We start from the raw sequence: 13,467 nt of genomic DNA on the forward strand, positions 1-13,467 counted from the left end.
ATGGGTACCATTCGAGCACAAGAGGACGGCTGGGAGGCCCGGGCACGCATTGGCGTAGTCGTACCGCACGCAGACGTCGGCCCGGAGTCGGAGTTCCAGGCGATCGCACCCGAAGGCGTATTCGTCCACAGCTCGCGCGTCCACTTCGGTGCGATGCGGGCCGGCGGCGAGATGGATCCCAAAATCCCGCACGACCCGGTGCGGGCCTTCATACAGCCGCCGCACATCGACAATGCGGTGGAGCTGCTGGCCGCTTCCCCGCTCGACGCGATCGCGCTCGGCTTCACCAGCTCCGCCTACGTCGTCGGAGCCAGCGGCGAGAAGGACCTGTTCGCCCGGCTCGCGGAACACACGCGGGGCCTGCCGCTCACCGGTACCACCACGGCGGCCGTGGCCGGCTTCACCGCGCTCGGCGCCCGGCGGATCGCCATCGTCAACCCGCCGTGGTTCGACGACCGGCTCTCCGGGCTCGGCGCTGACTACTTCACCGAACAGGGCTTCGATGTCGTCCACCACGGCCCGTGCGGACTGCCCAGCAACCAGAAGCTGATCACCCCCGAGGCCCTGTCCGAGTGGATCCGCACCACGGTCGCCGGCCACCACCCCGACGCCGTCCTGGTGGCCGGCAACGGCATCCGCGCGGTAGGCGTGATCAACGCCCTGGAGCAGGAACTCGACTTCACGGTCCTGACCGCCAACCAGGTGCTGTTCTGGCACACCCTGCACCTGGCCGGAGCGGAGGAAGCGGCCCGTGGGATCACCGGGTACGGCCGGCTGTTCAGCACCCAGCCGCCGGGCGGCGCGGCGTGAGCCTGCTGGCGGCCGACGGGCACGTGGCCCTGTTCGTCACCGACGAGGGGGACGCCTGCCGGCTCCCCCTCGTGTGCTGGCGCGACGACGGCACCACCGTCCACGGCATGGTCCTGTACCGGGGTGCGCTGCACCCGGCCGAGTTCGTCCCCGGCTTCCGCCGCTATGCCCACCCCCTGGATGACGGCGCCCTCGCGCGCCACACGGACACGCTCTCCCACCCCCGAAAGGGGCGCATGCGCCCCGGCAGCCCTCCTAGCACTCCAGCAGAACTTTGACGTTTTCCCTGTTCAGGGGTGGTTCGTGCGAGTGTGATTGGCTGATTGCCGGCCCATGTGCTCTTTCCCGGGCCACCCCTCGGTCGTGTGCCGCTGCCACTGATAGTGGCAGCGGCGGGCGACCGCTTGGCGTCGTCTGCGCCAGTGGCGGCTGTGCACCCTGGCCCGCCGGGGAGCTGGCAGCCCTGTATCAAGAGCGCTGGGAGGTCGAATCCGCCTACCGGCAGCTGAAGACCTTTCAGCGGGGGCAGGGCGAACCGGTCACCCGCACGACCGGCCTGCTGCGCAGCCTGGGGTAGATCCCGGAATCGGCCGTCCAGGTCCCGAAGGCCGAATACGACGCGGGCCCGGGACCCGCGTCCGCCCCCTCCCCGTCCCGCTCGTCAACGAGCTGGGAGGCGAGAACCAATCGCGATCAGCGACCGGTGTCGCACGCATCGCAAGCGGGCGGCGACGCGGCGTTGTTGCCTTCCGCGCCATGCCTCATCCAGCAGCGCGGGAGATGCGCTCTCCGATCCTGTCGATCCACCCGTGGATACCAGCCGTTGAGCAAGAGGGCGATGTGGTCTGTTCCATGGCTTCGCGTGGCGACCGTACCCACAAGCTCGTCGCGGAAGTGCGTCTGGAGTTCAGCGACGGCACCACTCCCCGCTGGCGGGTGTGCGGCGAGTGGCCGACCACGAATCCGTCAGCCATCACCCACATCACCACGCATGGCCTCCAGGAGCCATCGGCTGAGGGCAGGACGGTCGCGCAGCGCGCACTCGGCCTTGCGGCGCGGGGCGCCAGAAGGGGCCGCAGACCCTCGCCTGTCTTGGCCGCCTTGGCTTTCGTCTGGCCTCGTCGGCCTGACCTGCGGTCTTGATGTGCATCAACTCCACATGGACAGTGGCGAGCTGGTCTTCGCGTCGGGCGGCATCGTGTTCAGCCCCGGCCGGGTCGCGACAGATGATGAAGCGCCTGCCCTCGTCGCCGTCGAGGCGGACCTCCCTGACACGCAGGTTGTCGCGCACGTCCTGGTGGTGACCCTGGCGCGACGGCGCCGAGTCGGCACGGCGGGAGCCCCTCAGGGGCAGTTCTGACCTCACGTCAGATCCTCACGGAATGGTCAAGAATTCGTTAGGCATGCGAAGCACCGGAATAGGTGCCCCAGGCTACGGGGTTGACCCGTCACCAGCCCGCTCACCGTCCTGATGACCGTCCTGCTCACCGTCGCGCTCACCATCCCGCACGGACCGGACGCACCGACCCGCCCGCACCGCCCGACGCCCGGCCCGGAGGCCCCACGCCATGACGCACACACCGACCGACCCGCCCGCTCGGAGGCCGTCCGGCGCGATCGTGCCGGTGCTCGCCTTCGCGGGCATCGTTGTCGCGGTGATGCAGACCCTGCTCGTCCCGGTCATCAAGGATCTGCCCCAACTGCTGGGCACCGCGCCCAGCAACGCCACCTGGGTGCTGACCTCGACCCTGCTCTCGGGCGCCGTGGCCACACCCATCATGGGCCGCCTCGGCGACCTCTACGGCAAGAGGCGGATGCTGCTCGCCAGCCTGGCCGTCATGGTGATCGGCGCGCTGGTCAGCGCCTTCACCGGCGCCCTGCTGCCGATGATCGTCGGACGGACGCTCCAGGGCTTCGCGATGGGCGCGATCCCGCTCGGCATCGGCCTGATGCGCGACCTGCTGCCCCGCGAGCGGCTCGGCTCGGCGATGGCCCTGATGAGCTCCTCCATCGGCGTCGGCGGCGGACTCGCGCTGCCCGCCGCGGCCCTGGTCGCCCAGCACACCGACTGGCACTCCCTGTTCTTCGGCGCCGCCGGACTCGGCACCCTCTCCATCGTGCTCACCCTTCTCACCGTGCCGGAGTCCCCGGCACGCGCCAGGGGCTCCTTCGACCTGCCGGGCGCGCTCGGCCTGTCCGCCGGCCTGGTACTGCTCCTGCTGCCGGTCACCAAGGGCAGCGACTGGGGCTGGGCATCCGCCACCACGCTCGGCATGTTCGGCGCGTCCGCCGCGGTCCTGCTGCTGTGGGGCGTGCTGGAGTTGCGCATCGCGGCCCCGCTGGTGGACCTGCGCACCACGGCCCGCCGCGAGGTGCTGCTCACCAACCTCGCCTCCATCATGGTCGGCGTCTCGTTCTACGTCGTCTCGCTCGTCCTGCCGCAGCTGCTCCAGCTGCCCGCCGCCACCGGCTACGGACTCGGCCGGTCGATGGTCGTCGCGGGCCTGTGCGTGGCACCGCTGGGCCTGACGATGATGTTCACCGCGCCGGTCTACGCCCGCCTGTCCACCCGGTACGGCCCGAAGGTGACCCTCATCATCGGGCTGCTGGTCATCGCCGTCGGGTACGGCGGCGGCCTCGGCCTGATGGACGCCGCCTGGCAGACCGTGGTCACCTCGGTGGTCCTCGGCGCGGGCATCGGTCTCGCCTACTCCTCGCTGCCCGCGCTGATCGTCGGCGCGGTCCCCGCCTCGGAGACGGGCGCGGCCAACGGCCTCAACACCCTGATGCGGTCGATCGGCACGTCGGTCTCCAGCGCCGTCATCGGCATGGTGCTCGCCGACACGGCGCACCGGGTGAACGGTGTCGCGATCCCGAGCATGCACGGCTTCCGCGTCTCCTTCCTGATCGCGACGGCCGCGGTGGCCCTCGGCCTGCTGTTCGCCCTCTTGCTGCCCTCGCGGCGCCCGTCGGCCGGGCTCCGGTTGCGCGCCGGCAGCGAGGAGGACGCCAACCTGGAGCACGCGAACGAGGTGCTGCGCGGCTACCGCGGCCGGGTCCTGGACGCCGACGGCGCCCGCTCGCCCGCGCCGGGGTCACGCTGACCGACCACCGGGGCCGCCGGGCGGGCACCGGGCTGCCCGCGGAGGACGGCAGCCGTGCGCCCGCCGTGCCGGCCGAGGGCCCCTGCGTGCCGGCCGCCAGGGCCGCCGGGCACGGACCGCGCGCCGCGTCGGCCACGCGTACGGGCGGCGACCGCCCCGTGGAACTGGACCTCTTGCTGCCGGGCGAGACGGTCTCCGCCTGAGCGCCCCGTCGGCCGCCGATCCCGTCCGCCCACCGGCCGCCGATCCACACCTGCCCGCCGGACGCCGATCCGCACCCCCGTCGTTCCGCGCGGCGGGGTGTGCGGCAGCATGGGGCGCCCGGACTCGCGTACGACCGAGAGGACCCTCCATGCCCGCGGCACCCTCCCCCAAGCTCTCGGCCGCCCCCGGGCAGGGCGGACCCGAGCCGGAGATCCTGGCCGCCTTCGAGGCCGCGAAGGGATTCATGCCCCTTCGGGAGGGGCTCGCGCTGTACGAGGCGGCCGTCGAGGCCGGGCGGCTCGGGCTGCCCCTGCTGGAGGTGGGCACCTACTGCGGGCGCTCCACGATCCTGCTCGCGGACGCCGCCCGCGCCGCCGGGGTCACCGCCCTCACGGTCGACCACCACCGCGGCAGCGAGGAGCAGCAGCCGGGCTGGGACTACCACGACCCTGAGACGGTCGACCCCGAGATCGGGCTGATGGACACCCTGCCCACCTTCCGGCGCACCCTGCACCGGGCCGGGCTGGAGGACCACGTGGTCGCCGTCGTCGGCCGCTCCCCGCAGGTGGCCGGGGTCTGGAACACCCCGCTGGGCCTCGTCTTCATCGACGGCGGCCACACCGACGAGCACGCCACGGCCGACTACCAGGGCTGGGCCCCCCATGTGGCCGACGGCGGCCTGCTCGTCATCCACGACGTGTTCCCGGAGCCGGAGGACGAGTTCACCGGCCAGGCCCCGTACCGCGTCTACCTGAGGGCACTCGCCTCCGGCGGGTTCACGGAGGTCTCGGCGACCGACTCACTGCGTGTCCTGAGGCGAACGCGGGCGGGGAGCGGACCGCGCCGTTAAGGTCGCAGGCATGTCGTACGCAGGCCCGGAGTTCGATCCCTTCCAGCCGCGCCGCCCGCGGCGCCGGACGCTGACCGTCGCGGTCGCCGTGCTGGTGCCGGCCGCGCTCGCCGGCTGGCTGGTCTACGAGGCGGTGGCCGACACCGGCGGCGGACGGGCGGGAGCGGCGCCCGCGACCCGGTCCCCGGCGCACTCGCCGAACGCGGACTCCCCGACGGACGACGGCGGGCGAACGGTCGCGCCCCCCGCGCCGAGGCCGGCCCCGACGGCCCCGGCCGGCACGGCCGCCCCGGCCGCGTCGGGGCCTCTGAAGGGCAAGGTCGTCGTCATCGACCCGGGCCACAACCCCGGCAACTTCCGGCACACCGCCGAGATCAACCGCAAGGTCGACATCGGAACGAACCGGAAGGAGTGCGACACCACGGGCACATCCACCAACTCCGGTTACACGGAAGCCCGGTTCACGCTGGACGTGGCGCGGCGGCTGCGCGCACTCCTCCAGGCACAGGGCGCCACCGTGAAGTTCACCCAGGACGGCGACCGCCCGTGGGGGCCGTGCGTGGACGAGCGGGCGCGGATCGGCAACGAGGCGCACGCGGACGCGGCGATCTCCATCCACGCGGACGGCGCGTCGGCCGGGGACCGCGGCTTCCACGTCATCCTCCCGGCGTCGGTGCACGCGGGCGCCGCGGACACCCGTCCCGTCGTCGCCCCCTCCCGCGACCTCGGCGAGCGCATCGCGGGCAACTTCGTCCGCGTCACGGGCAGCGCGCCCGCCGACTACGTGGGCGGCGGCACCGGTCTTGTGGTACGGAACGATCTCGGCGGTCTCAATCTGTCAACGGTTCCCAAGGTGTTCATCGAGTGCGGCAACATGCGCGATACCAAGGACGCGGCATTGCTGACCAGCGGTGGGTGGCGGCAGAAGGCGGCGCAAGGAATCTCTGAGGGAATCGTGAGTTTCCTGCGCGGGTAGCGATCACGGGTCCGCACCCGGCGGACACCCCGGCCGGGCGGACGATACTCTCGTCCCTACGATGGGGGGCCACCCCCGCGCTTCGCACCGCGGCCCGAGGGCGACATGGTGACAGCGACGCCTCCACCGACGACGAGACGACTGACGAAGGACCCGAAGTGAATATCCGCTCCCTCACTAGAGGCGACGGCGTGGTGATCGGAGCAGCGGTGTTGCTGTTCATCGCGTCGTTCCTCGACCTCGCCGGCTGCGGCGGCGCCGGCGCCTATTGCAGCCAGATCGATCTCCCCAACTCGTGGGACAGCCTGGGACTCGGGCTCGGCACCTACATGGCCGGCGTCGTCGGTGGTGCGCTCGTCGTGGTCTCCCGGCTGCTCCCGGCGCCGCGCAAGGTCGCGGGTGTGGACCTGGGCGCGTTCGGTACCACGCTGACCGTGGCGGCCGCATGGGTGCTGCTGTGGACGCTCATCGACGCCGGCGACGCGGGCGCCGGCCTCATCCTCGGCTTCATCGCCGCCGTGGTCCTCGCCGCCGCGGCCATCGCCACTCCCCTGGTCCCGGCGCTGGGCGCGGCCCTCATGGGCGCCCCCAGGCCGGCCGCGCCGCAGCCCTACGGCGGGCAGCCGCAGGGCGGTTACGGCTACCCGGGCGGCCAGCAGCAGCCGTACGGCGGGCAGCCGCAGTCGGGCCAGCAGGGCCAGCAGGGCCAGCCGTTCGGCGGACAGCCGCAGCAGGCGCAGGCCCCCGCCGGGGACTTCTCGCCGTTCTGGTTCGCCGTGCCGGTGGCGCGTCCGCTGTACGCGGAGGACGGCTCGCCCACGCCGATCGCCGAACTGGCGCCGGGCACCTGGTACCTGGCCGTGGAGCAGCGCGGTCCCGGGCTCGTGGCGCAGACGCAGGACGGCCGCCGCGGCGTGCTGCAGGACACGAGCGGGATACAGCGGGGCTGAGTCGCGCGCGCACGGCCCCTCGCCCTTCCGGGCGGGGGGCCGTTGTCGTACAGTCGCAGCACCGAAGCGAACTGACGGTACGTCAGACAAGGCGTCGGACGATCTGCGACTGGAGGCGGCATGCGGCTCGGGCTCGCGCTCGGCTACTGGGGCCGCGGCCCCGCGGCCGACCACGTCACGCTGGCGCGGGAGGCCGAGCGGCTCGGCTACGGCTCCGTGTGGACCGCCGAGTCCTGGGGGTCGGACGCCTTCACCCCGCTGACCTGGATCGCCGCCCGGACGTCGAGGATCAGACTGGGCACGGCGGTGGCTCAGATGGCCGCCCGTTCCCCCACCACCACGGCGATGCACGCGCTCACCCTCGACCACCTCTCCGGCGGGCGCATGATGCTCGGCCTCGGGCTGTCGGGCCCACAGGTCGTCGAGGGCTGGTACGGGCGGCCGTTCCCGGCCTCGCCGCTGACCGCGACCCGGGAGTACGTCGACGTCGTGCGCCAGGTCCTGCGGCGCGAGGCGCCGGTGACACTGGACGGGCGCTTCCACTCCCACCCGTACCGGGGCGCGGACGGTACCGGGCTGGGCAAACCGCTGAAACCGATCACGCACCCGCTGCGCGCCGAACTCCCCGTCCTGCTGGGGGCGGAGGGCCCGAAGAACATCGCGCAGACCGTGCGGATCGCGGACGGATGGCTGCCGCTGTACTGGTCGCCGACCCGCCCCGAGGTGTACGAGGCGTCGCTGGCCGGGCTGCGGGAGGACTTCCTGATCGCCCCGATGGCCCGGGCGACGGTCTGCGACGACGTGGCCGAGGGGCTGCTGCCGGTGAAGGCGATGCTCGGCTTCTACATCGGGGGAATGGGGCACGCGGCACGGAACTTCCACGCCGGCCTCATGGCACGCATGGGGTACGAGGAGGAGGCGCGCCTCATCCAGCGGCTGTTCCTGGAGGGCCGGCGCGAGGAGGCCGTGCTGGCCGTGCCCGATGCCTTCGCCGACGAGATCTCGCTGGTCGGCCCGCGGGAACGCATCGCGGAACGCCTGGAGTTGTGGCGCAATGGCCCGGTGACGGACCTGCTGGTGCTGTCCCCGGACCCGCACACGCTGCGTGTGCTCGCCGAGTTGAACAGCTGAGGCACCGCCGCGCGGCGCTGTGCGGCGGTGCCCGTCCCGGTCGCGCCGGCCCGTGTCGGCCCACCCGTGTCAACCCGTGTCAGCCCGTGTCAGCCCGCCCGTGTCAGCCCGGGGTGAGCCGCGCCGGCGACGGGACCTTGTCCATGACGGGTGTGCCGGCGCTCCTGCCCGCGCGCTTGACCCGTTTGACGGCGTCCTGGAAGGAGCCGACGGCCGAGGGGTCGCCCTTGCGCAGCCGGGACGTCAGGCCCTTGAGCGCGTCGATGCCCGAGGTGAGCGGAGCGACGGCCCGGGCGAGCGCGGGGTCGCCCCGGGCGCCGCGCACGGCTGCCTCCAGCCGGTGCTGGGCGAAGGCGCCGGCGAGGCCCGCCTTGACGAGCGCGGCCGTCCGCCCCTCGGCGCCCTTCTTGAACGTGCCGGACTTCCACGGCTTCACGATCCACTGGGACGTCGCCCCGGCCGCGAACCCCGCGTTCGTCGCGAAGCGGGTTCTGGCGAACTTCCGCCGCTCCACCGGGGTGGACGGGGAGGGGGTGGCGACCGCGATGTAGGCGGCGGCCTCCTGCGCGACACCACTGCCACCGCAGGCGGCGGCACCGGCGAACAGTGTGCCGCAAAGGGCGAGCGCCACGGCGAGGGGGCGTATCGTTGCGGGCACGACGTCCTCCGGTCTCCGGGAAGGGAACGGAAGGGTTCGTTCTCCCCGGCCGGGGAGAACACCCTCACCGGCAGCCTGACCCGTCCCGCCCGGCTCCGTCGTCCCGGACGGGGCCGTTCGGGTGACATCGGGGGCGGGATCCCTTGTGCCGCACGGGATGCGCCGCGTCCTGAGGGAGCTTCAGCCGAGCGCGCCGGGCAGCCCGGAGGGCATGTCCCCTCGATATCGCAACGGCACCCGTCAGGCCGGAACGGTCATCGCGGTCGTCGCCGACGTCATGGCCGTCATCCTGGGCCTGTGGATCCTGATGCACCTGTTGCAGGCGAACCGCGCCAACGACCTGGTGCGGGTGGTGCACGGCGCGGCCGCATGGCTCGCGGGCTGGTCGCACGACCACGGGGATCCGGGGGTGTCCCCCGGTGAACGCACCACGTCCGACGACGCCTGGGCGCGCGTGGTCGCCGGCTACGGACCGGCCGCGGTCGTCTACCTCTTCGTCGGCCACGCCATCGCCCACCGGATGCACCGGCACTGAGCCGCCGGACGGCAGCGGGCCGCCGGACGCAACCGACGACGACGCGGCGAGACGCGTGCCAGGGCCGCGAGCCCTGGCACGATCGGTACGAAAGACCTAGGCGCAGCAGTCCGGGTCGAGGCCCAGCGGCAGCCGTTCGCCGCCGAAGACGGCGCACGTCGCCTCGTCGCCGCCGAGCACGGCCACGGCGAGCAGCAGCGAACCCGCCGTCCAGGTGGTGAGTTCCTCCGGCCAGATCGCCCGGTCCTCGAAGACGTACCCCGTCCAGTACAGGCCCGACTCCTCGTCGCGCAGGTGCCGGATCGACTGGAGGATCCCCAGTGCGCGGTCGGACTCGCCCATCGCCCACAGGGCCAGGGCGAGTTCGGCCGACTCGCCGCCGGTCACCCAGGGATTGGGCACGACGCAGCGCACGCCGAGGCCGGGCACCACGAAGCGGTCCCAGCCGGCCTCGATGCGCTCCTTGGCCTCCGCGCCCGTCAGGGCGCCGCCGAGGACGGGGTAGTACCAGTCCATCGAGTAGCGGTCCTTGTCCAGGAACCGCTCGGGGTGCCTGCGTATGGCGTGGCGCAGCCCGCCCGCCGCCAGCTCCCAGTCCGGTTGCGGCTCTTCACGCTGCTCGGCGATGGCGAGGGCACAGCGCAGCGCGTGGTGGATCGAGGAGCAGCCGGTCAGCAGCGCGTCCGCGGTGCCCGTGCCGTCGTCCTCACGCTTCCAGCCGATCTGCCCGCCGGGCTGCTGCAGCGCCAGCACGAACTCCACGGCCGCGTACACCGTCGGCCACATCCGGTCGAGGAAGGTGTCGTCGCCGGTGGCCAGGTAGTGGTGCCAGACGCCGACGGCCACATAGGCGACGAAGTTCGTCTCCCGGCCGCGGTCGGTGACGTCCTGCGGGTCCCCGTCGGCGTACGCCGCGTACCAGGACCCGTCCTCGTTCTGGTGCCGGGCCAGCCAGTCGTAGGCCCGCTCGGCCGCCGCGTGCTCCCCGGCCGCGTCGAGGGCCATGGCCGCCTCGACGTGGTCCCACGGGTCGAGGTGGTGCCCGCGGAACCACGGTATGGCGCCGTCCTCCCGCTGCACGGTGAGAATCCCGCCGACGGTCGCGGCGGCCTGCTCCGCGGTCAGGACCCCGGGCAGGACGAGGTGTTCTGTCCGGGGAGTGGTCACTTGACGGCCACCTCGGGGGAGAGGCGGGGCAGATGGGGCTTGGTCGCGTACGCCACGAAGCTCTTGCCGACCACCGGGTTCAGTGCCCGTTCGGTGACCCGGGTGGCGAGCGGCTTCTTCATGATGTCCCAGACGAGGAGCTTGTGGTACGCGCGCACCGGCAGCGCCTTGTCGTTGTCGACGCCGAACGCGCACTTCAGCCACCAGTACGGGGAGTGCAGCGCGTGGGCGTGGTGCGTGCCGTACGGTTCGAGGCCGGCGCCCCGGATCTTCGCGAGGAGTTCGTCCGCCTTGTAGATGCGGATGTGGCCTCCCTCGACCTCGTGGTAGGCGTCGGACAGGGCCCAGCAGATCTTCTCGGGTCCGTAGCGCGGGACCGTGATGGCTATGCGTCCGCCCGGCTTGAGCACCCGGACCATCTCGGCGAGGACACCCTTGTCGTCGGGGATGTGCTCCATGACCTCGGAGATGATCACGACGTCGAAGGACTCGTCCGGGAAGGGCAGTGCGAGGGCGTCGCCCTCCATCGCCGTCGCGGTGGCCCCTGCGGGGGCCTCCCCCGCCTCCTTCATCGCCGCGAACCAGGTGGCGACCTCGCGGATCTCCTCGCCGTTCCGGTCGAGGGCCACGACCCGGGCTCCGCGCCGGTAGCACTCGAACGCGTGCCGTCCGGCGCCGCAGCCGAGGTCCAGGACGCGGTCGCCGGGGGCGAGCGGGAACCGGGAGAAGTCGACGGTCAGCACGTGGCCCTGCTTTCGCGGTTGGGTTCGACGTCGGTCACGGTTGCGGTGCCGGCAGCCGCCGGGCCACCGCCCGAGGGGGCCGTGGAGCGGCCGGGGGGCCGGGGCGCGGAGCGGGCGGTGCGCGTCGTCCCGGAGGGGTCGACGCCCCGAGCCGCGGGGCGGCGGGCAGCGGTGCCGGGGAAGGCGGCGACGGCCTCGCGGTAGCGCGCCACCGTGCCCTGCGCCGCTTTGGCCCAGGTGAACCGGCTCAGTACCCGCTGCCGCCCGGCCGCGCCGAGCCGCGCGCGAAGCTCCCGGTCGCCCAGCAGGCGGTTGAGCCCCGCGGCCAGGGCGCCCGCGTCGCCCGGCGGCACCGCCAGGCATGTCTCGCCGTCCGGACCCGCAACCTCCGGTATCGCCCCGCCGGTCGTCGCCACCAGCGGCGTCCCGGTCGCCATCGCCTCGGCCGCCGGCAGCGAGAAGCCCTCGTACAGCGACGGCACGCACGCCACCTCGGCGGAGCGCACCAGGTCGACCAGCTCCGCGTCCGAGATGCCCTTCACGAACTCGACGGCGCCGTCGAGCCCGTACCGCTCGATGGCCTGCGCGACGGGCCCGTCCTCGGCGCGCTTGCCGACGACGACGAGATGCGCCCCGGGGTGCTCGGTCCGCACCTTGGCGAGCGCCTCGACCAGGAAGACGAGGCCCTTGAGCGGCACGTCCGCGCTGGACGTGGTGACGATCCGGCCCGGCACCTGCGGCACCGAGGGGTCGGGTGAGAAGAGGTCGGTGTCGGCGCCGATGTGCACCACGTGGATACGGTCCCGGGCAACGCCCAGGTGGTCCACGATCTCCTGGCGGGAGGTGCCGGAGACGGTGAGCACGGACGGCAGCCGGCGCGCCACCCGCTTCTGCATGCGCGTGAACGCGTACCACCGCCGTACGGACGCCCGCCGCTGCCAGCCCTCGGCCGCGTCCAGCTCCAACTGCCGGTCCACGGTGATGGGGTGGTGGACGGTGGTCACCAGCGGCGCGCCCAGGTCGCCCAACAGGCCGTATCCGAGGGTCTGGTTGTCGTGCACGACATCGAAGTCACCACGCCGGGAGCGCAGATGCCGGCGGGCGCGCAGCGAGAACGTCAGCGGCTCGGGGAAGCCGCCGGTCCACATCGTGGCGACTTCCAGGGCGTCGATCCAGTCCCGGCACTCCTCGCGCTTCGGGGTGCGAAAGGGATCGGGCTGGCGGTACAGGTCGAGGCTGGGCAGTTCGGTGAGGGAGAGTCCCTCCAGACCCTCCCCCTCGTCGAGCACGGGGTAGGGCTGCGCCCCGACGACCTCGACGTGGTGGCCGAGCCGGACCAGTTCGCGCGAAAGGTGCCGTACGTACACGCCCTGGCCGCCGCAGAACGGGTTTCCCTTGTAGGTGAGGAGCGCGATGCGCAACGGGCGGTCGCCGTCAGCGGCCGGGTCCTCCTGGGGACCCGCCTCCTTGGCCTCAGCGGTCACTCTCGGCCCCTTCTCCCTGCCATTTCCGGCGAGACTACGCTGGGACGGTAATCTAGAACAAGTTTCAGACTTGATCGTTCAAGAGGCTCCGAATCTACCGGCTGGTAGCCCCACTGTAAGCGGTGGATCAGGTGATTCACGCCACGGATTGCGTCCTACCATGCTGTCCGATCGCCCGGCCTCACCGACTGCCACGGAACGGGACCCATGCCTGCGGAAGCCAAGGTGCCAGCCAGTACCGCGCGACCGGCGGCGCAGCCGGCCGCTCCCCCGCTCACCGAGCGGCAGGAGGCGCGCCGCCGCCGGATCCTGCACGCGAGCGCGCAGCTGGCCAGCCGGGGCGGTTTCGACGCGGTCCAGATGCGCGAGGTCGCGGAGTCCTCCCAGGTCGCGCTGGGCACGCTGTACCGCTACTTCCCGTCGAAGGTGCATCTGCTGGTCGCGACCATGCAAGCCCAGCTGGAGCACATGCACGGCACCCTCAGGAAGAAGCCGCCCGCCGGGGCGACGCCGGCCGAGCGGGTGGCGGAGACCCTGATGCGGGCCTTCCGCGCGCTGCAGCGGGAGCCGCATCTGGCGGACGCCATGGTCCGCGCCCTGACCTTCGCGGACCGCAGCGTGTCCCCCGAGGTCGACCAGGTCTCCCACCAGACGACGGCGATCATCCTGGACGCGATGGGCCAGGACGACCCGACCCCGGAACAGCTGTCCGCCGTCCGCGTGATCGAGCACACCTGGCACTCGGCCCTGATCACCTGGCTCTCGGGCCGGGCATCCATCGCCCAGGTCAAGATCGACATCGAGACCGTGTGCCGGCTGATCGACCTCACGAGCCCGGGCGGGGAGCGGTAGGAG

Annotated in this window: 13 protein-coding genes and 1 pseudogene; 10 read left to right on the forward strand and 4 right to left on the reverse strand. The window is 72.7% G+C overall.

Annotation, left to right across the window (positions count from 1 at the left end; genetic code table 11):
* The 8 genes and pseudogenes from ACFSL4_RS17455 to ACFSL4_RS17490 all read left to right on the forward strand — a co-directional run bounded on the left by ACFSL4_RS17455 (window position 1) and on the right by ACFSL4_RS17490 (window position 8,025).
* The gene (locus tag ACFSL4_RS17455) at window positions 1-810 is read left to right on the forward strand and encodes a maleate cis-trans isomerase family protein (protein WP_381083537.1); all 810 of its coding nucleotides are present in this window, start codon (window positions 1-3) and stop codon (window positions 808-810) included.
* Window positions 807-1,088, forward strand: coding sequence for a DUF6253 family protein (locus ACFSL4_RS17460; RefSeq protein WP_381083539.1), 282 nt, complete (start codon window positions 807-809; stop codon window positions 1,086-1,088). Before ACFSL4_RS17455 ends, ACFSL4_RS17460 begins: the two co-directional genes overlap by 4 nt.
* Window positions 1,089-1,969: 881 nt before the next feature.
* Window positions 1,970-2,170 (forward strand): hypothetical protein, encoded by a 201-nt coding sequence (locus tag ACFSL4_RS17465; protein WP_381083541.1) that lies wholly within the window; start codon window positions 1,970-1,972, stop codon window positions 2,168-2,170.
* A 208-nt stretch (window positions 2,171-2,378) separates the two neighbouring features.
* A pseudogene (locus ACFSL4_RS17470) lies at window positions 2,379-4,117 on the forward strand (MFS transporter).
* 149 nt (window positions 4,118-4,266) lie between these two features.
* The gene (locus ACFSL4_RS17475; RefSeq protein WP_381083543.1) at window positions 4,267-4,968 is read left to right on the forward strand and encodes a class I SAM-dependent methyltransferase; all 702 of its coding nucleotides are present in this window, start codon (window positions 4,267-4,269) and stop codon (window positions 4,966-4,968) included.
* Between the two features lie 10 nt (window positions 4,969-4,978).
* Window positions 4,979-5,944 carry an N-acetylmuramoyl-L-alanine amidase gene (locus ACFSL4_RS17480; protein ID WP_381083545.1) on the forward strand — a complete coding sequence of 322 codons (966 nt, stop codon included), beginning with the start codon at window positions 4,979-4,981 and terminating at the stop codon, window positions 5,942-5,944.
* A 158-nt stretch (window positions 5,945-6,102) separates the two neighbouring features.
* Window positions 6,103-6,894: a DUF5336 domain-containing protein gene (locus ACFSL4_RS17485; protein ID WP_381083547.1), complete on the forward strand. Its 792-nt coding sequence runs from the start codon at window positions 6,103-6,105 to the stop codon at window positions 6,892-6,894.
* A 120-nt stretch (window positions 6,895-7,014) separates the two neighbouring features.
* Window positions 7,015-8,025: an LLM class F420-dependent oxidoreductase gene (locus ACFSL4_RS17490; RefSeq protein WP_381083549.1), complete on the forward strand. Its 1,011-nt coding sequence runs from the start codon at window positions 7,015-7,017 to the stop codon at window positions 8,023-8,025.
* Between the two features lie 103 nt (window positions 8,026-8,128).
* Here ACFSL4_RS17490 and ACFSL4_RS17495 read toward each other — a convergent pair whose 3' ends face one another.
* Entirely contained in the window at window positions 8,129-8,683 is a 555-nt protein-coding gene (locus ACFSL4_RS17495) for a hypothetical protein (protein ID WP_381083551.1), read from the reverse strand.
* Between the two features lie 211 nt (window positions 8,684-8,894).
* Between ACFSL4_RS17495 and ACFSL4_RS17500 the strand changes: the two genes are divergently transcribed.
* Window positions 8,895-9,218 (forward strand): hypothetical protein, encoded by a 324-nt coding sequence (locus ACFSL4_RS17500; protein ID WP_381083553.1) that lies wholly within the window; start codon window positions 8,895-8,897, stop codon window positions 9,216-9,218.
* Window positions 9,219-9,314: 96 nt separating this feature from the next.
* Here the strand turns inward: ACFSL4_RS17500 and ACFSL4_RS17505 are convergent, their stop codons facing one another.
* The 3 genes from ACFSL4_RS17505 to ACFSL4_RS17515 are packed head-to-tail and all read right to left on the reverse strand — an operon-like array spanning window position 9,315 to window position 12,612.
* Window positions 9,315-10,385 (reverse strand): prenyltransferase, encoded by a 1,071-nt coding sequence (locus ACFSL4_RS17505; protein WP_381083555.1) that lies wholly within the window; start codon window positions 10,383-10,385, stop codon window positions 9,315-9,317.
* The gene (locus ACFSL4_RS17510) at window positions 10,382-11,128 is read right to left on the reverse strand and encodes a class I SAM-dependent methyltransferase (protein ID WP_381083557.1); all 747 of its coding nucleotides are present in this window, start codon (window positions 11,126-11,128) and stop codon (window positions 10,382-10,384) included. The genes ACFSL4_RS17505 and ACFSL4_RS17510 overlap by 4 nt, the downstream gene beginning before the upstream one ends.
* Window positions 11,122-12,612, reverse strand: coding sequence for a glycosyltransferase family 4 protein (locus ACFSL4_RS17515; RefSeq protein ID WP_381083559.1), 1,491 nt, complete (start codon window positions 12,610-12,612; stop codon window positions 11,122-11,124). Before ACFSL4_RS17515 ends, ACFSL4_RS17510 begins: the two co-directional genes overlap by 7 nt.
* 207 nt (window positions 12,613-12,819) lie before the next feature.
* On the opposite strand from ACFSL4_RS17515, the gene ACFSL4_RS17520 reads away from it, so the two are divergent.
* Window positions 12,820-13,464, forward strand: coding sequence for a TetR family transcriptional regulator (locus tag ACFSL4_RS17520; protein ID WP_381083561.1), 645 nt, complete (start codon window positions 12,820-12,822; stop codon window positions 13,462-13,464).
* Window positions 13,465-13,467: the final 3 nt, after the last annotated feature.

The organism is Streptomyces caeni, assembly GCF_042678285.1.
Taxonomy (GTDB): Bacteria; Actinomycetota; Actinomycetes; order Streptomycetales; family Streptomycetaceae; genus Streptomyces; species Streptomyces caeni.